Source organism: Pseudomonas sp. HMSC065H01 (assembly GCF_001815235.1).
In the GTDB taxonomy this organism is placed as follows: domain Bacteria; phylum Pseudomonadota; class Gammaproteobacteria; order Pseudomonadales; family Pseudomonadaceae; genus Pseudomonas; species Pseudomonas aeruginosa.
The window spans coordinates 286862-302357 of sequence record NZ_KV819862.1; the positions used below are offsets into that span (position 1 = coordinate 286862).

A 15496-nucleotide genomic window follows, 5' to 3' on the forward strand; every position below is an offset into this window, starting at 1 on the left:
TTCAGTGTGTGGGAGCGACCGGGCGGGGCGGGTAGGCCCGTTGCGGCAGGATCGGAATCAGGATCAGCAGGGCGCAGGCCAGGCCGGCCATCGCCAGCAGCACGTCGGCGTTGCCCAGCACCTGGGCCTGTTGGCGGGCCTGTTCGGCCAGGTGCTGCCAGTGCGCGCCGGAGTCGGCGCCCGGTTGCAGGCCGGCGATCTGTTGCAGGCGCAGTTCGACGGCCTGGGACGCATTGCCCAGGTGATCCACCAGGCGGTTGGAGTGGTAGTGCTCGCGGGCGGTGCCGAGGGCGCCGATCACCGCGGTGGCGACTACCCCGGAGAAGCCGCGGACGGTGTTGAACCAGGCCGAGGCGAAGGGTCCCTCGATGGGCGCGATGACGCTGGTGGAGAGCATCAGCAGCGGAATCACCGCCATCGGCTGGCCGACCACCAGTAACAGCATCGGCAGGTAGAAGTCCTCGCGCACCCAGTCCGCCGTCAGTTGGCTGAAGCTCAGGCAGGCACCGGCGCACAGGCACAGGCCGCAGGCCAGCACCCAGCGGCAGTCGACCCGCGGGATGTTGCAGAGGGCCGCCACCAGCGGCAGCGCGACGAGCTGCGGAAGGGCCACCAGCAACACCATGGGTACGCTCTGCAGGGGGCGGTAGCCGCGGATCTCGGCGAGGAATTCGGTCGGCACGCCCATGCTCGCGCCGAGCACCACCAGCACGCCGGCCAGGGTGATCAGGGCGAAGGTCAGGTTGCGGCGCTTCAGCAACTGCAGGCGGAAGAACGGCAGCGGGTGGCTCCATTCGTTGACCAGGAACAGCCCCAGCAGGAGGCTGCCGCTGCCCAGCAGCAGGCAGATCAGCGGCGACTCGAACCAGTCCAGGCGTTCGCCTTGCAGCAGACCGATCACCAGGGCGCAGATCGCCGGGAAGCCGGTGAGCAGGCCGATGCCGTCGAACTGGCGGAAGCGTTCCAGGCGCACCGGGTCCTGGAGGATGCCATGGGACACCGCGGCCATCGCCACCAGGCACAGTGGAATGACCTGCCAGAACACCCACTGCCAGCCGACGTATTCGAACCAGAACGCCGCCAGTGGCAGGCCCAGGTTGGGCCCGAAGGTCGCGGTGAGGGCATAGGCGCCCAGGCCATAGAGCTTTATCCCGGGTGGCAGGAAGCGTAGCGCCACGGTCATCAGCATTGGCGGCAGGCAGCCGGCCATCAGCCCTTGCAGGGTGCGCAGGACCAGCAGGCTCTCGAGGTTCGGCGCGAACGGACAGAGCAGGGCCAGCAGGGCGAAGCCGCCGATGGCGAAGAGCGTGAAGCGGCGCAGGGAAAAGGTCACCGAACACCAGGGCGCGAATGCCATGGCGGCGACCTGGGTGGCTTCGTAGAGCACGGTCAGCCAGGTGCCTTCGTCATGGCCAATGGCGAGTGCGCCGCGCACATCGGTCATGGCGATCTCGGTGACATGACCATTGAGACCGGCGGTGAGCGAGGCGAGCAGCACGCCGAGCAGGCCTACCACGATGCGCGCGCCGAAAGGCTGGGCGGCGGGGGCTGCGGTTGGCGTCGGCTGGCCGAGCGGGGTGGCGAGCGAAGTCATCGCGACCTCGCTACGGCGAGGGTGGGGAAACAAGGCATGGGCGGAAACTCTTCTGATTTCCGCCGCAGTCTAGGAGCGTCCCGGTAGTGTGAAAATTGAAATGATCGAAATGAATCAGTGCATTTTGTGCATCTGTTTCAGTTGGAGCCAAGCAGCGGATGGGGATCGCTCTGCACTTCCTCGCAAATCCGCTTGATCGTTTGCCGGAACCAGCGGTGCGCGGGATCGTTGTCGAAGCGTGGATGCCAGGCCTGGACCACCATCACGGTCTTCAACGGCACCGGGATGTCGAACTGGCGCAGGCCCAGGCCCAGTCGGTTGGCCCGCCACAGGGAATGCTCGGCGATCGGCAGCAGCAGGTCGGAGCCGGGCAGGGCGAAGATCGCCGAGTGGAAGGTCGGGCTGATCAGCTTGACGTCGCGCTTCAGGCCGAGTTCTCCCAGGGCCTGGTCCAGCGGTCCATGGTTGAGGCCACGACGCGAGACGGCGATATGCGGAAAAGCGACGAACCGCTGCGGAGTGATCTCGCCGTCGAAGATCGGGTGCCCCTGGCGGGCCAGGCCGACGAAGCGGGTGGTGAGCAACTGCTGGGTCTTGACCTCGGGTTCCATCCAGGACGAGGCGCCGATGTAGAGGTCGATGCGGTTCTGCCGCAGTGCCTCGTCGTCGATGTCCGACTCCTGCACGAAGCGCAGGGTGCAGCGCGGCGCCTCCTCGGCGAAGATCTCCAGCAGGCGTATCGACAGACCGCCGACCAGGGTGTTGTTGGAACGCAGGGTGAAGCAGCGCTCCAGCTTGTCCAGTTGGATGGTCTCGCGAGTGTTGAACAGGTCGCGGGCCTGGTCCACCAGTTGCCGGACCTGCTCCTGCAGTTCCAGGGCACGGGGCGTGGGCACCAGCTTGCGGCCGGCGCGGACCATGATCGGGTCGCCTACCGCCTCGCGGATCCGTGACAGGGTACGGCTCATCGCCGGTGGGCTGAGGTGCATGCGGCGCGCGGCTCCGACCACGCTGCCCTCTTCGAGAAGAACGTTGAGGGCGACCAGGAGATTCAGATCGGGAAGATGCATGGAGTGGAAGTATAAGCACGCTGGCATGCGCAGGGTGCAGTCTTTCGTTCTCCCATGCGTGCGTTCGCTGCATTGCTGGATTGCGTTCGCGGTGCCTTTACGCGCACCGGTGGCTGCCGAAGAATGCCGGTGCACGCTCTATCCGAGGATTTGCCGATGTTCCATACGCTCCTGGTCGCCATCGACGGCGGCCCGCAGACCCGTCGCATTGCCGAGCTGGCGCGGCAGGCCGCCGCGCCGGGCGCGCGGGTCCACCTGCTGTGCGCGGTGGACGCCGGCTATGCGTTGCCGGGCCGGCCGACGCTGCTCGACTATCCGCCCGCCGCGCACGAGTGCGAAGAGGCCCGGCAGGTGCTCGACGAGGCTTGTGCGCTGCTAGCCGGGTGCGAGCTGGAGGTACGGGCCGAGCTGCGTGCCGGCGACCCGGTGCAGGTGATCCTGGGCGAGGCGCGGCGCCTGGGCTGCGAGCTGATCGTCATCGGCCATCGGCACCTGGGACGGCTGGAGCGCCTGCTCGATCCTTCGGTCGGCGACCGGGTGATCCGCGAGGCGCCGTGTCCGGTGCTGGTGGAAGTGCGCGAGGGAGATGCGCAGGGGAGTTGACCTGCCGGCCGATTGTCGCCACCTTGCGGTTTTTCCCACGAATGCGGAGGACAGGATGCAGGCGGATTTTTGGCACGCCCGCTGGGCGAACAACCAGATCGGCTTCCACCTGGACGAGATCAATCCCTACCTGATGCGCCACCTGTCGCGGCTGCGACTGCAAGCGGGCGAACAGATCCTGGTGCCGTTGTGCGGCAAGACCCTGGACCTGGCCTGGCTGGCCGCCCAGGGACTGGAGGTGCTGGGGGTGGAGCTTTCGGAAAAGGCCGTGAGCGACTTCTTCGAGGAGCACGACCTGCGCCCCGAGATCGATCAACTGGATGGTTTCCGCCGCTACCGGGTCGCCGGCATCACCCTGCTGCAGGGTGATTTCTTCGCCTTGCAGGCAGAGCACCTGGCGCAGTGCAGGGCGTTCTACGACCGCGCCGCGCTGATCGCCCTGCCGCCGGAGATGCGCGAGCGCTATGCCGGGCATCTCCAGGCGGTCCTGCCGACGCGCAGCCTCGGCTTGCTGGTCACCATCGACTACCCGCAGGCGGAGATGGCCGGTCCGCCGTTCGCCGTGCCCGACGAGGAGGTGCGTGGCTACTACGCTGGCGGTTGGCGGATCGAGGAACTGGAGCGCGGCGACGTGCTCGGCGTCAACTGGAAATTCCTCGAGCGCGGGGTGTCCTGGCTGGACGAGGCCGTCTACCTGCTGGAGAGAGGCTGAAACGGGGCGCCGCGCGGCGCCCCGTCCATTTTCAGCGGAGTTCGTCGACCAGCACCGCAAGGGTGCTCAGGACGTCCTGGCCGAGCCGCTTGGAGCGGGCGCCGGACCAGCCGGTCCCGGGCTCCGGGTTGTCGTCGTGGTCCTTGAACGGCATCTCGATGGTGAACGCCAGGCAGTCGTAGGTCTGCCCGACGAAGTTGCAGGCCAGCGCCAGGTTGGCCTGGCCCGGCGCACTGCGTGGGTAGCCATGGCGGATCTGGAATTCGCCGCGCGCCATCAGTTCCTCGCGGAAGCGTTGCTCGAGCCGTTCCAGGCGGGGCGTATAGCCCGGGTTGCCCTCGCAGCCGGCGGCGAATACGTGGGGGATTTCCTCGTCGCCGTGGATGTCGAGGAACAGGTCGACGCCATGGCGCTTCATCTCCTGCTGGACGAACCAGACTTCCGGGCTGCGCTCGGCGCTCGGCTCCAGCCAGGCCCGGTTGAGATCCTGGCCGGCGGCGTTGGTGCGCAGGTTGCCGTGGAACGCGCCGTCCGGGTTCATGTTCGGCACCAGGTACAGGTCGGCCTTTTCCAGCAGGCGCTGCATTTCCGTATCGTCCGGCCGCTGCAGGCGCTCGATCAGGCCTTCCATGAACCATTCGGCCATGTGTTCGCCGGGATGCTGCTGGGCGATGACCCACAGCTTCAGGTGGCTGTCGGGATGGCGCCTGACCCGCAGCAATTCGATGTCGCGGCCTTGCACGCTGGTGCCGACGGCGAGCCGTTCGACGCCCTCGATGCCGAGCGCACGTTCGACCAGGCGGGCATGCCGTTCGCGGCTGTAGGGCTCGAAGTAGGCGAAGCGGACTTCGCTTTCCTCCGGTTCCAGCTGGAAATGCAGGCCGTCGGCGTCGTATTGCGACGGCACGCGGAACCAGCGTTCGCCATCGTACGAGGCGACTGCCTGGTAGCCGCTCCAGGCATGGCTGTAGGCCGACTGGCCGGCGTTGACCAGGGTGAAGCAGTGCTCGGTGGCGGGAGCCATGCCCTCGACCTTGAAGTGGAACCACTGGAAATGCTGGCTGGCCAGGTCGGGACGGATCGCCAGGCGGATCCGGCGGGGATCGCTGGCATCGATGACCTGGATGTTGCCGCTGTCGAAATCGGCGCGGATCTGCATGGGAACCTCATCGGGCGAAATCACGGACCCGCATGTTCCGGGGCTGGCTCGCGGCTGTCAAAGCGACCATGGATAGGTGGCTTTCCCGGGCATAAAAAAAGGGCGACCGATGGTCGCCCTGTCCCAAGTGTGAAAGCGGATCAGCGTGCGCTGGCGCGCAGCGCTTCGATACGATCTTCCAGCGGCGGGTGGCTCATCAGCAGGCCGGCCAGGCCGTGCTTGAGGCCGCCATTGATGCCGAAGGCGTTCAGGGTGTCGGGCATCTGCACCGGCACGCCCTGTTCCGAACGCAGGCGTTGCAGCGCGGCGATCATCGCGCCGGTGCCGGCCAGGTGGGCGCCGGCGGCGTCGGCGCGGAACTCGCGGCGGCGCGAGAACCACATGACGATGATGCTGGCGAGGATGCCGAGCACCAGTTCGGCGAAGATGGTCGCGACGAAGTAGCCGATGCCCGGGCCGTCCTCGTTCTTCAGGATGGCCTTGTCGACGAAGTTGCCGAAGATCCGCGCGAAGAACATCACGAAGGTGTTCACCACGCCCTGGATCAATGCCAGGGTGACCATGTCGCCGTTGGCGACGTGACCGATCTCGTGGGCGAGGACGGCTTTCACCTCATCGGGCGAGAAACGTTCGAGCAGGCCCTGGCTGACCGCGACCAGCGCGTCGTTCTTGTTCCAGCCGGTGGCGAAGGCGTTGGCCTCGTAGGCGGGGAAGATGCCGACCTCCGGCATCTTGATGCCGGCTTCGCGGGACAGCTCTTCGACGGTTTGCAGCAGCCACTGTTCGTGACGGGTGCGCGGCTGGCTGATGACTTCGGTACCGGTGCTCATCTTCGCCATCCACTTGGAGATGAACAGCGAGACCAGCGAACCGGCGAAACCGAACACGGCGCAGAAGACCAGCAGGCTGCCGTAATTCTGGCCGGTGAAGCGGTCCACCCCGAGCAGTTTCAGGGTGATGCTGGCAATCACCAGGACTGCCAGGTTGGTGGCCAGGAACAACAGGATGCGCATCATGGTGTAAAGCTTCTCCTCACGGCTGAAGGCACGGAGCGCGGTTCGCAGGCCGCCGGGGCGGGCGAACGGGCTCCTGATAATCATGCGGGGTTATATAAGGGGCGGTCCATGGCGATTCAATCGAGGGACTATTTCAAACTGTGTCGCCTTGCGCGCCCAGGTTGCCCTCGAACAGCAGGCGGGTCAGCCCGGCCAGGCGTTCGCCGTCGCCCTGCGCCAGCGCCTGGCGCAACTGGTTGGCCAGGCTGGCCTGTTCGCGGCGCACGCTGGCCGGCGCCTCGGCCAGCGCCGCCGCGGCCCGGGGGACGATACGGGTAAGTCTTAGGAAGGCCTTTTCGCTGAGCACCGCCTGGTCGAGAGCCTCGTAATGAATGGTGTTGGCGAAGCGCAGGTAGCCTTCCTCGGCGAGCCAGAGCAACGCGCCCAGACAACTTTGGTGACGTTTGCTCGGCAGGCCGAACTCGTCCGGCGCCTCGCGGCCGATCAGGTCTTCGACGTAGAGCGCGGTCTTGCGCGGAAACGCCTGGTAGAGAAGCAGGAGGCCGCCAGCGGCGTCCTTGTGGAAGTCGTCGATCTGCAGGTCCATGGATGGGTCGCCGGGCAGGGCGGCGCCAGCGGCGCCGCGGGAGCGGGGGGGTTACTGCTGGTAGCCCTTGAGGAAGCTGCCGATGCGCAGGATCGCCTGCTCCAGGTCGTCGACGCGGGGCAGGGTGACCACCCGGAAGTGGTCGGGCCACGGCCAGTTGAAGGCGGTGCCCTGGACGATCAGCAGTTTTTCCGAGAGCAGCAGGTCGAGGACGAACTTTTCGTCGTTGTGGATCGGGCAGACCTTCGGATCGATCCGCGGGAAGGCGTACAGCGCGCCCATCGGCTTCACGCAGCTGACGCCGGGGATGTCGTTGAGCAGTTCCCAGGCGCGGTTGCGCTGCTCCAGCAGGCGCCCCGGCGGCAGGACCAGATCGTTGATGCTCTGGTAGCCGCCCAGGGCGGTCTGGATCGCGTGCTGCGCCGGGACGTTGGCGCACAGGCGCATGTTGGCGAGGATGTCGAGACCTTCGATATAGCTCTGTGCCCGCTGCTTGGGCCCGGAGATCGCCACCCAGCCGGAGCGGAAGCCGGCCACCCGGTAGGATTTGGACAGGCCGTTGAAGGTCAGGCAGAGCACGTCCGGCGCCAGCGAGGCGGTGGAGACGTGGACGGCGCCGTCGTAGAGGATCTTGTCGTAGATCTCGTCGGAGAACAGCACCAGGTTGTGCTGGCGGGCCAGTTCGACCATGCCTTCCAGCACTTCCCTGGAATACACCGCGCCGGTGGGGTTGTTCGGGTTGATGATCACCATCGCCCTGGTGTTCGGCGTGATCTTCGCCTTGATGTCTTCCAGGTCCGGCCACCAGTTGGCCTGCTCGTCGCACAGGTAGTGCACCGGCTTGCCGCCGGCGAGGCTGACGGCGGCGGTCCACAGCGGGTAGTCGGGAGCGGGGATCAGCACCTCGTCGCCGTTGTTCAGCAGCGCCTGCATGGACATCACGATCAGTTCCGACACGCCGTTGCCGAGGTAGATGTCCTCGATGCCGACGCCTTCCACCTGCTTCTGCTGGTAATACTGCATCACTGCCTTGCGCGCGCTGAACAGGCCCTTGGAGTCGCTGTAGCCCTGGGCGGTCGGCAGGTTGCGGATGACGTCCTGGAGAATTTCCTCGGGAGCTTCGAAACCGAACGGCGCCGGGTTGCCGATATTCAGCTTGAGGATGCGGTGACCCTCTTCCTCTAGGCGTTTGGCGTGCTTGAGCACCGGCCCGCGAATGTCATAGCAGACGTTGGCGAGCTTGTTCGATTTGCTGACCTGCATGATGTGTCGAGTCCCGAAGTGAGCGAACACCGTGGAACAGGCTGCGAAAAGCCCGCTGGATCGCGGCTTGGCAGGCTGTAACGCGGATGACAGACTGGCGTCTATAAGGAGCACGCATGATACGTGCGGCCCGTCCCCCGGAAAAGGGAGCGCCGGGCATTTTTCAGATCGCGAGGTAGAGCCGATGAGCAAGATCGACAAGCCCCTGGACTCCTGGCGCGAGGAGTTGACCGAAGAGCAGTTCCACATCTGTCGCCTGGGCGGTACCGAACGCGCCTTCAGTGGCGAATACCACGCCACCAAGACCCCCGGGATCTATCATTGCACCTGCTGCGGCACGGCGTTGTTCGACTCCGACGCCAAGTACGACTCCGGCAGCGGTTGGCCGAGCTATTTCCAGCCGGTGGACGCCGAGGCGGTCCGCGAACTGGACGACTTCAGCCACGGCATGCATCGCATCGAGGTCCGCTGCGGTCGCTGCGATGCCCACCTGGGGCACGTCTTCCCGGATGGCCCCCGGCCCACCGGGTTGCGTTACTGCATCAACTCGGCCTCGCTGAAGCTGGTGCCGCGGGAGAGCTAGAGAGCGACGACCCGTCTTTGGTTCGGGTCGTTTTTCATTCAATCAATTTGTGTGCAATTGAGTTGCGAGCTACTTTGTTTCGAGACCCACCCTCAACAAGGAAGACAAGCCATGAGCGATTCGCTGCTGAGCATTCCCTGCACCACCATCAAGGGCGAACAGAAGACCCTGGCCGACTTCGGCGGCAAGGCGCTGCTGGTGGTGAACACCGCCAGCAAGTGCGGCTTCACCCCGCAGTACCAGGGGCTGGAGGCCTTGTGGGAAAAATACCGTGAGCGCGGACTGGTGGTGCTCGGCTTCCCCTGCAACCAGTTCGGCAAGCAGGAACCGGGCGACGAGGGCGAGATTTCGCAGTTCTGCGAACTGAACTACGGGGTGAGCTTCCCGCTGTTCAGGAAGATCGAGGTCAACGGCGCCGGCGCCCACCCGTTGTTCGTCAGCCTGAAGAAGCGCGCGCCGGGCCTGCTCGGCAGCCAGGGCATCAAGTGGAACTTCACCAAGTTCCTGATCGGCCGCGATGGCCAGGTGGTGAAGCGCTATGCGCCGACCACCAAGCCGGAGGAGCTGAGCTCGGCGATCGAGGCGCTGCTTGAATGAGCACCCGGGGAAAAGTCGCCAGGCCGGATGGCGTCGAAGAATCGCTGCTGCTCGACAACCAGCTGTGTTTCAAGCTGTACGCCGCCTCGCGCGCGGTGATCCGCGGCTATCGGCCGCTGCTCGAACAGATCGGCCTGACCTACCCGCAGTACCTGGTCATGCTGGTGCTCTGGGAGTGGCATGCGAGCCCGCCGGAGCAGCCGACGGTGAAGGCCTTGGGCGACCGCCTGCTGCTCGACTCCGGAACCCTGACGCCCTTGCTCAAGCGTCTCGAACAGCTCGGCCTGGTGGATCGCCGTCGCGCCAGTCACGATGAGCGGGAAGTGCACCTGACGCTGACGGTGCCGGGGATCACCTTGCGCGAACGGGTCATTCCGCTGCGCCAGCAGCTGATCTGCAGCACCGGTTTCGACCTCAACGAGATGTTCGACCTGCACCAGCGCCTGGGCGGATTGCTGTCGCGCTTCCGTCTGGTGGTAGGAGGCTAGCCGTCGTCGCGAGGCCGGCTAGTCGCTCGCGGTGAGCGGGCACCAACGGTCGAGGATGGCTTTCAGTTCGTCGCGGTGGAAAGGCTTGGCCAGGTAGTCGTCCATGCCGGCGGCACGACAACGTTCGCGCTCGTCCGGCAGGGCGTTGGCGGTCAGCGCGATGATCGGCAGGCCGCCCCAGCGTCCGCTGTCGCGGATCTGCCGGGTCGCTTCGTAGCCGTCCATCACTGGCATGTTGCAGTCCATCAGGACCAGGTCGATGGGATGCTCCTCCAGCATCTTCAGGGCATTCAGCCCGTGTTCGGCGATCCATACCTGGCAGCCGAGCTTGTGCAGCAGGCCCTTGGCGACCAACTGGTTGACCGGGTTGTCCTCCACCAGCAGGACCCGGGTGTTGCGCTGTTCTCCCGTGGTGTCCGAGGCGCTCGACGGGGCTATGGCAGTGTGTTCGAGCACGTGTTTCAGGGCCTGGTACAACTGGTTGCGACTCAGCGGCCTGGCCAGTTGGCGCAGCGGCGACAGGCGGCGGGCCAGCTCCGGTTCGAGGAAACTGCCGTAGGCGGTGACCAGCAGGATCGGCGTACCGATGCTCGGACGCAGTCCCATCAGACAGTCCGGGCAATCCGATATCAGTACGTCGAGCGAGTGGCCGAGCAGGCTGTCGTCGGTCTCCAGACGCTTGTACTCCAGGCCCCAGCGCGGCAGCCAGGTTTGCAGCAGCTGCGCCAGCCCGCTGTTGGCCGAGCATTGCGCGATCACCCGGCCGCGCAGCGGCAGCGCCTGCAGCGGAGGGCTGACCGGCGCCAGCGGCAGGCCGACGCTGAACAGGCTGCCCAGGCCGACCGTCGACTCCACCGTCAGCTCGCCCTGCATGGCCTCGCACAGCTTGCGCGTGAGGGCCAGGCCGAGGCCTGTGCCGCCGTATTGGCGGGTGATACCCGCGTCGGCCTGGGTGAACGGTTGGAAGATGCGATCCAGCGCCTCCTGGGCGATGCCGATGCCGGTGTCGCGCACACTGATGCGCACACCCTCGGCGGTGGCTTCCACGCGAACGTCGACCCGCCCCAGGCGGGTGAACTTCAGCGCGTTGGACAGCAGGTTGCTGACGACCTGGCGAATCCGCGTCGGGTCGCCGGAAACCTGGGCGGGCAGGGCGGGGTCGACCAGGCAGGTCAGCTCCACGCCGGCCGCGGCGTTCTGCGAGAGGAGGCTGGCGGTGTCTTCCACCAGGACGCCCAGGTCGAACGGGATCTGTTCCAGGACCAGTTGCCCGGCCTCGAACTTGGAGAGGTCGAGCACGTCGTTGAGCAATTCCACCAGCACCTTGCCGGAGTCGTGGGCGATCGACAGCTGCTGGCGCTGTTCCGGGGTGAGCGGGCCGTCGAGGCTCAGCGAGAGCATGCCGAGCAGGCCGTTCAGCGGCGTGCGGATCTCGTGGCTCATGTTGGCCAGGAAGCTGGCGCGGGCCTGGGCCATATCGAGAGCGGTCTGGCGGGCTTCTTCGAGTTCCTGGTTGGATAGCGTCAGGCGCGCGTTGGCAGCCTTCAGCTCGGCGGTACGGGCGGCGACGATGCTTTCCAGCTCCTCCAGGTACTGGGTCAGGCGGTTCTCCGCCTCCCGGCGCTGTTCGATCTCTACCGAGATGCGCCCGAGCTGGCGGTTGATGACTTCCACCAGCACGCCGATCTCGTCGCGTTCGTGGCCCTTGGGGCAGGGCAGGCGCATGCGTGCCGGCGAGCGTGGATCGTGTCCGCTGAGGGCCTGGATCAGGCTGACCAGGGGCTTGGTCAGCAGGGTATAGAAGAGCACCAGCAGGATCAGCGACAGCAGCAGGCTGCGCACGAAGCCGGAGAGCAGGGTGATGCCGGCGCGACGGAGGAAGTCGTTGCCGAACACGAAGGTGTCGATTTCCAGGTGCAGTACGCCGAGGGCCTCGCCCGGCGCATGGTCGACATGCAACGGGTCCTCGTAGACCCGCTTGTGGCCGAAGAGGAAGTCGCTGAGCGGCCGCAGGCGGCTTTCGGCGGATTCGCGCGAGGCGCTGGCCAGCGGCAGGCCGGAGGTGTCGATGATTTCCGCGCGGACCACGGCGGGCGAACGGAGCAGGCCGAGGACCAGCTCCTGGGCCAGCTCCGCATCGATGTTGTAGGCGATTCGCGCGGCGGGGTTGTGGCTGACGTCCAGCAGCGCGCGCACTTCGCGATTGATGGATGCGTCCTGGCTGGCATAATCGACGCCAACCTGAATCAGGCTGAGCAGGGTTCCCAGGATAAAGGCCACCAGCACGGTGAGGCTGGCCTGTTTGAACGACAGGCGATGGGTCAGCGCTATATCCATGGGGGCGGGGATCAGCCTTGGCGAGGTTCTGCCGCCTAGCATAGCCCATCCCGACCGTCTGTCGGGGTTCCTGGGCGCAACCGATGATCGATCCGTGACGTCAGTCCGATCCGAGGAGAACAGAGTGGATTCCCGATTGAGCGATTTTCTTGCCCGCGCCGAAAGCGTGCTCGCGCGCCTGGAGCCGCTGCTGCCGGCCGTACGCGAAGCCGTCGACTGGGAGCGCAGCCTGGCGGCGCGCTGGCACCGCGACGGCCGTAGCGGCTACCTGCAGCCGCTGGAGGTCAGCCTCGACCTGCGCCTGGCCGACCTGCTGGGCGTAGAGCGGCAGCGCGAGCAACTGGAACGCAACACCCGCCAGTTCGTCGCCGGCCAGCCGGCCAACCACGCCTTGCTCTGGGGGGCCCGCGGGACCGGCAAGTCCTCCCTGGTTCGTGCGCTGCTGGCCGAGCTGGCCGGCGCCGGGCTGCGCCTGATCGAGATCGAGCGCGACCACCTGGCCGACCTGCCGCGCGTGGTCGAGCAACTGCAAGGCCTGCCGCAGCGCTTCGTACTGTTCTGCGACGACCTCTCGTTCGATGCCGGGGAAGGCGACTACCGGGTACTCAAGAGCGTGCTCGACGGCTCGCTGGAACAGGCGCCGGAGAATGTGCTGCTCTACGCCACCTCCAACCGCCGGCACCTGGTTTCGGAGAAGCAGAGCGACAACGAGAACTGGAAGATGGTGGACGGCGAGCTGCATCCCAACGAAGCGGTGGAGGACAAGATCGCCTTGTCCGACCGTTTCGGCCTGTGGCTGTCGTTCTATCCCTTCACCCAGGAGCATTTCCTCAGCGTGGTTCACCACTGGGTGGACGTGCTCGCGGAGAAGGCCGGGCTGGCCTGGAGCTGGAGCGAGGAACTGGAGAAGGAAGCGATCCGCTGGGCGCTTGGCCGCGGCAACCGCAACGGCCGTTGCGCCTATCAGTTCTCCCGCTACTGGGTGGGCAAGCAACTGCTGGAGCGCCAGGCATGATCGATCTGCAGCAATCTGGCGCCGGGCTGGCCGGCTACGCCCTGCTGGCGGCGCAGGCCGAGGCGCTGTTCGCCGACGAGCGCGATTTCATCGCCAACGCCGCGCAGTTCTCCGCCTTTCTCTTCCATGAGCTGGGCGACCTGAACTGGGCCGGCTTCTATCTGAACCGCAACGAGGAACTGGTCCTGGGACCGTTCCAGGGCAAGGTCGCCTGCGTCCGCATCCCCTTCTCCAAGGGCGTCTGCGGCGCCGCGGCGCGTACCCGGCTGACCCAGCGGGTCGACGACGTCCACGCGTTTCCCGGCCACATCGCCTGCGACAGCGCTTCCAGCAGCGAACTGGTGGTGCCCCTGCTCAAGGACGGCCGCCTGGTCGCTGTGCTCGATCTGGACAGCCCGAGCGTGGGACGCTTCAGCGCCGAGGACCAGGCCGGGATCGAAGGCCTGGTGGAGATATTCCTGCGCCTGACGGACTGCTGAGCGACGCGTTCAGGCTTTCGCTGCGAGCTTGTCGAGGGTCCGTCGTTCCCCCGGCAGCAGCGCTTGCATCGCCGGGCGTTCGAGCATCCGCGCGAAATGCGCGGCGAGGGCCGGCCAGCGTTGCTCGTCCAGGTTTTCGCCGGCGTGACGCAGGTTGACCAACTGGCTGGCGATCGCCAGGTCGGCGAGGGTCAGTCGCTCGCCGACGAAGAAGGCCCGGCCGTCGAGATGGTTTTCCAGGTAATCGAAGTGCGCTGGCAGCTTTTCCTCCAGCGCGCGACGCACGTCGTTCTCCTCGCAGGCCTGGCCCATCGCCGGCTTGAGTATCCGGTTGCGGAAGATCGTCAGCGTGGCCAGGGGAGCGATCTCGTAGTCGGCGTATTTTTCCAGCCAGCGCACCGCTGCGCGGCTGGCGGGGGCGTCGCCCTGGAGATTCGGCGGTTCGGGATAGCGTTCTTCCAGGTACTGGCAGATCACGCTGGAGTCGGCGAGGGCCAGGTCGCCGTCGCGCAACGCCGGGATGCGGCCCAGCGGACTGATCTCGCGATACCAGGCCGGCTGGCCGAACGGGGCGATCGCTTCCAACTGGTAGTCGAGGCCCTTTTCGGCCAGGAGCAGGCGGACCTTGCGGACGAACGGAGACAGTGGGGCTCCGTAGAGTGTCAGGCTCATAACGATTTCCTCGGTCGATATGAGCCTGGGTTATAGCACGGCTGCCGTAGGCAGGCCGGAATCAGTCGTAGACGTTCTTCTTCTTCCACAGGTCGTCTGCATCGAGGGCCTTCAATCCCTCGTTGAGTTCGCTGGGCTCCTCGCTCGCCGGCTGGCTGTTGTTCAGCACCATCGCGTTGGCGCGGGCCAGCTGCGTTTCCATCTGCTGCAGCTCCGCCTGGTAGCGCGCCAGCTCGGGCTGCTTGCGCAGGTACTGGGCGCCGCGTTCGAAGGCCAGGCGCGCCTGGCGCGGTTCGTTCTGCTGCAGGGCCTGCTGGCCGAGATTGCCGAAGAACTCGATATGCAGGCGCACCAGGAGGTGGCGAATCTCCTTGACCCAGATCTGCGCCTCGCTGCGCGGCAGGTGGCCGTCCTGGGTGAAACGGGTGAGCTGGGCATGCAGGGCTTCGAAGAGGAAGCGGACTTCCTTGGCCTTGTCCTCGGTCAGGATCGCCTGGGGCGGATTGCGCACCGGGATCGACTCGCCCTTGGCGACCAGCGCGCGCAACTCTTCTATACGAGCCTTGAGCCCGGCATCGGCTTTCTTCTGCAGCGCCAGTTGCTGCTCGCTGAGGCTGAGCTCGATCTGGCTCATCAACAGCTTCAGCGACGGGCTGACGAACTGGCCGGGAAGGCTCTCGGAAATCTGCGCGCAGCGCCGGACCCGGTCGTTGAGTTCGGCTTTCAGGCGCGCTTTCTCCAGCTTGCTGTTTTCCACCACGTGGTTGATATAGCCAATGGCGATTAGGAGGGCGATCCCGCCGATGATGAGGGCGGTAATGAGGAGTGGCGACACCTTGGGACTCCGCTGTAAGAATTTTCTCAGTCTAATGTCTTGGTGCTACCACTGATAGCAGCAGCTCATTATTTGCACAGAAGTCTTTGATTTAAAAAAATTTTCTCAGAAGGGTTGACGCCTCCCCGGACGCTCCATAAAATGCGCGCCACTTCCAGCGTGAAGCCAAACGCGAAACACTGGAAGCCGGAAAGATCTGTTGTAAGTTCCGGGCCGCGTCCCCTTCGTCTAGTGGCCTAGGACACCGCCCTTTCACGGCGGTAACAGGGGTTCGAGTCCCCTAGGGGACGCCATTGCGGGAATAGCTCAGTTGGTAGAGCACGACCTTGCCAAGGTCGGGGTCGCGAGTTCGAGTCTCGTTTCCCGCTCCAAATTCTACAACCTGGCTTCGGCGGGGTTGGTGAAAGTTAGGCGTCAAAGGTTCGGTTTCGGCCGAACGGGCAACAAGTTGTAACGCGGGAATAGCTCAGTTGGTAGAGCACGACCT

Annotated in this window: 16 protein-coding genes and 2 tRNA genes; 9 read left to right on the top strand and 9 right to left on the bottom strand. The window is 65.7% G+C overall.

Features of this window, described 5'->3' with window-relative positions; all coding sequences use genetic code 11:
* Nucleotide 1 precedes the first annotated feature (1 nt).
* Both HMPREF3014_RS10825 and HMPREF3014_RS10830 read right to left on the bottom strand, forming a co-directional pair.
* Nucleotides 2-1594, bottom strand: a complete 1593-nt coding sequence (locus HMPREF3014_RS10825) for an MFS transporter (RefSeq protein ID WP_023087191.1) — start codon at nucleotides 1592-1594, stop codon at nucleotides 2-4.
* A gap of 137 nt (nucleotides 1595-1731) precedes the next feature.
* Nucleotides 1732-2691, bottom strand: coding sequence for a LysR family transcriptional regulator (locus tag HMPREF3014_RS10830; protein ID WP_003143729.1), 960 nt, complete (start codon nucleotides 2689-2691; stop codon nucleotides 1732-1734).
* Nucleotides 2692-2820: 129 nt separating this feature from the next.
* Here HMPREF3014_RS10830 and HMPREF3014_RS10835 point away from each other — a divergent pair, with 129 nt between their 5' ends.
* Both HMPREF3014_RS10835 and HMPREF3014_RS10840 read left to right on the top strand, forming a co-directional pair.
* Nucleotides 2821-3267: a universal stress protein gene (locus tag HMPREF3014_RS10835; RefSeq protein WP_003106084.1), complete on the top strand. Its 447-nt coding sequence runs from the start codon at nucleotides 2821-2823 to the stop codon at nucleotides 3265-3267.
* Between the two features lie 55 nt (nucleotides 3268-3322).
* Entirely contained in the window at nucleotides 3323-3979 is a 657-nt protein-coding gene (locus HMPREF3014_RS10840; protein ID WP_003106082.1) for a thiopurine S-methyltransferase, read from the top strand.
* 31 nt (nucleotides 3980-4010) lie between these two features.
* Here the strand turns inward: HMPREF3014_RS10840 and HMPREF3014_RS10845 are convergent, their stop codons facing one another.
* From HMPREF3014_RS10845 to HMPREF3014_RS10860, 4 genes are all read right to left on the bottom strand, one after another.
* Complete coding sequence (locus HMPREF3014_RS10845) at nucleotides 4011-5138, bottom strand: M14 family metallopeptidase (protein ID WP_003114765.1); 1128 nt, start codon at nucleotides 5136-5138, stop codon at nucleotides 4011-4013.
* Nucleotides 5139-5278: 140 nt separating this feature from the next.
* The gene (htpX, locus tag HMPREF3014_RS10850; protein WP_003090915.1) at nucleotides 5279-6154 is read right to left on the bottom strand and encodes a protease HtpX; all 876 of its coding nucleotides are present in this window, start codon (nucleotides 6152-6154) and stop codon (nucleotides 5279-5281) included.
* A 133-nt stretch (nucleotides 6155-6287) separates the two neighbouring features.
* Nucleotides 6288-6740, bottom strand: coding sequence for a hypothetical protein (locus HMPREF3014_RS10855; protein WP_003115276.1), 453 nt, complete (start codon nucleotides 6738-6740; stop codon nucleotides 6288-6290).
* A 51-nt stretch (nucleotides 6741-6791) separates the two neighbouring features.
* Nucleotides 6792-8003 carry a pyridoxal phosphate-dependent aminotransferase gene (locus tag HMPREF3014_RS10860; RefSeq protein ID WP_003090913.1) on the bottom strand — a complete coding sequence of 404 codons (1212 nt, stop codon included), beginning with the start codon at nucleotides 8001-8003 and terminating at the stop codon, nucleotides 6792-6794.
* A gap of 184 nt (nucleotides 8004-8187) precedes the next feature.
* On the opposite strand from HMPREF3014_RS10860, the gene msrB reads away from it, so the two are divergent.
* The 3 genes from msrB (at nucleotide 8188) to ospR (ending at nucleotide 9671) form a co-directional block, all read left to right on the top strand.
* On the top strand, nucleotides 8188-8586 hold the full coding sequence (gene msrB / locus HMPREF3014_RS10865; RefSeq protein ID WP_003090911.1) for a peptide-methionine (R)-S-oxide reductase MsrB: 399 nt from the start codon (nucleotides 8188-8190) through the stop codon (nucleotides 8584-8586).
* A gap of 111 nt (nucleotides 8587-8697) precedes the next feature.
* On the top strand, nucleotides 8698-9183 hold the full coding sequence (locus HMPREF3014_RS10870; RefSeq protein WP_003090910.1) for a glutathione peroxidase: 486 nt from the start codon (nucleotides 8698-8700) through the stop codon (nucleotides 9181-9183).
* Entirely contained in the window at nucleotides 9180-9671 is a 492-nt protein-coding gene (ospR, locus tag HMPREF3014_RS10875) for a hydroperoxide stress response transcriptional regulator OspR (RefSeq protein WP_003114767.1), read from the top strand. The genes HMPREF3014_RS10870 and ospR overlap by 4 nt, the downstream gene beginning before the upstream one ends.
* Before the next feature lie 18 nt (nucleotides 9672-9689).
* Here ospR and sagS read toward each other — a convergent pair whose 3' ends face one another.
* Complete coding sequence (gene sagS, locus HMPREF3014_RS10880) at nucleotides 9690-12050, bottom strand: two-component system sensor histidine kinase/response regulator SagS (protein ID WP_003158678.1); 2361 nt, start codon at nucleotides 12048-12050, stop codon at nucleotides 9690-9692.
* Between the two features lie 82 nt (nucleotides 12051-12132).
* On the opposite strand from sagS, the gene HMPREF3014_RS10885 reads away from it, so the two are divergent.
* Entirely contained in the window at nucleotides 12133-13023 is an 891-nt protein-coding gene (locus tag HMPREF3014_RS10885) for an ATP-binding protein (protein WP_003098802.1), read from the top strand.
* Nucleotides 13020-13502 carry a GAF domain-containing protein gene (locus HMPREF3014_RS10890; RefSeq protein ID WP_003090905.1) on the top strand — a complete coding sequence of 161 codons (483 nt, stop codon included), beginning with the start codon at nucleotides 13020-13022 and terminating at the stop codon, nucleotides 13500-13502. Before HMPREF3014_RS10885 ends, HMPREF3014_RS10890 begins: the two co-directional genes overlap by 4 nt.
* A gap of 9 nt (nucleotides 13503-13511) precedes the next feature.
* Here HMPREF3014_RS10890 and HMPREF3014_RS10895 read toward each other — a convergent pair whose 3' ends face one another.
* Together HMPREF3014_RS10895 and HMPREF3014_RS10900 are read right to left on the bottom strand one after the other, a co-directional pair.
* Nucleotides 13512-14174 (bottom strand): glutathione S-transferase family protein, encoded by a 663-nt coding sequence (locus HMPREF3014_RS10895; protein WP_003114770.1) that lies wholly within the window; start codon nucleotides 14172-14174, stop codon nucleotides 13512-13514.
* 61 nt (nucleotides 14175-14235) lie between these two features.
* A complete protein-coding gene (locus HMPREF3014_RS10900) occupies nucleotides 14236-15009 on the bottom strand; it encodes a hypothetical protein (RefSeq protein ID WP_003114771.1) in 774 nt (257 codons plus the stop codon).
* 217 nt (nucleotides 15010-15226) lie between these two features.
* On the opposite strand from HMPREF3014_RS10900, the gene HMPREF3014_RS10905 reads away from it, so the two are divergent.
* Both HMPREF3014_RS10905 and HMPREF3014_RS10910 read left to right on the top strand, forming a co-directional pair.
* Nucleotides 15227-15302: transfer RNA gene (locus HMPREF3014_RS10905), tRNA-Glu, on the top strand.
* 2 nt (nucleotides 15303-15304) lie between these two features.
* Nucleotides 15305-15380: transfer RNA gene (locus tag HMPREF3014_RS10910), tRNA-Gly, on the top strand.
* Nucleotides 15381-15496: the final 116 nt, after the last annotated feature.

What these genes read in the sequence shown, in the direction of transcription:
- HMPREF3014_RS10825 (WP_023087191.1), bottom strand. Translation starts at nt 1,594, where the DNA reads ATGACTTCGCTCGCCACCCCGCTCGGCCAGCCGACGCCAACCGCAGCC.
- HMPREF3014_RS10830 (WP_003143729.1), bottom strand. Translation starts at nt 2,691, where the DNA reads ATGCCAGCGTGCTTATACTTCCACTCCATGCATCTTCCCGATCTGAAT.
- HMPREF3014_RS10835 (WP_003106084.1), top strand. Translation starts at nt 2,821, where the DNA reads ATGTTCCATACGCTCCTGGTCGCCATCGACGGCGGCCCGCAGACCCGT.
- HMPREF3014_RS10840 (WP_003106082.1), top strand. Translation starts at nt 3,323, where the DNA reads ATGCAGGCGGATTTTTGGCACGCCCGCTGGGCGAACAACCAGATCGGC.
- HMPREF3014_RS10845 (WP_003114765.1), bottom strand. Translation starts at nt 5,138, where the DNA reads ATGCAGATCCGCGCCGATTTCGACAGCGGCAACATCCAGGTCATCGAT.
- htpX (WP_003090915.1), bottom strand. Translation starts at nt 6,154, where the DNA reads ATGATGCGCATCCTGTTGTTCCTGGCCACCAACCTGGCAGTCCTGGTG.
- HMPREF3014_RS10855 (WP_003115276.1), bottom strand. Translation starts at nt 6,740, where the DNA reads ATGGACCTGCAGATCGACGACTTCCACAAGGACGCCGCTGGCGGCCTC.
- HMPREF3014_RS10860 (WP_003090913.1), bottom strand. Translation starts at nt 8,003, where the DNA reads ATGCAGGTCAGCAAATCGAACAAGCTCGCCAACGTCTGCTATGACATT.
- msrB (WP_003090911.1), top strand. Translation starts at nt 8,188, where the DNA reads ATGAGCAAGATCGACAAGCCCCTGGACTCCTGGCGCGAGGAGTTGACC.
- HMPREF3014_RS10870 (WP_003090910.1), top strand. Translation starts at nt 8,698, where the DNA reads ATGAGCGATTCGCTGCTGAGCATTCCCTGCACCACCATCAAGGGCGAA.
- ospR (WP_003114767.1), top strand. Translation starts at nt 9,180, where the DNA reads ATGAGCACCCGGGGAAAAGTCGCCAGGCCGGATGGCGTCGAAGAATCG.
- sagS (WP_003158678.1), bottom strand. Translation starts at nt 12,050, where the DNA reads ATGCTAGGCGGCAGAACCTCGCCAAGGCTGATCCCCGCCCCCATGGAT.
- HMPREF3014_RS10890 (WP_003090905.1), top strand. Translation starts at nt 13,020, where the DNA reads ATGATCGATCTGCAGCAATCTGGCGCCGGGCTGGCCGGCTACGCCCTG.
- HMPREF3014_RS10895 (WP_003114770.1), bottom strand. Translation starts at nt 14,174, where the DNA reads ATGAGCCTGACACTCTACGGAGCCCCACTGTCTCCGTTCGTCCGCAAG.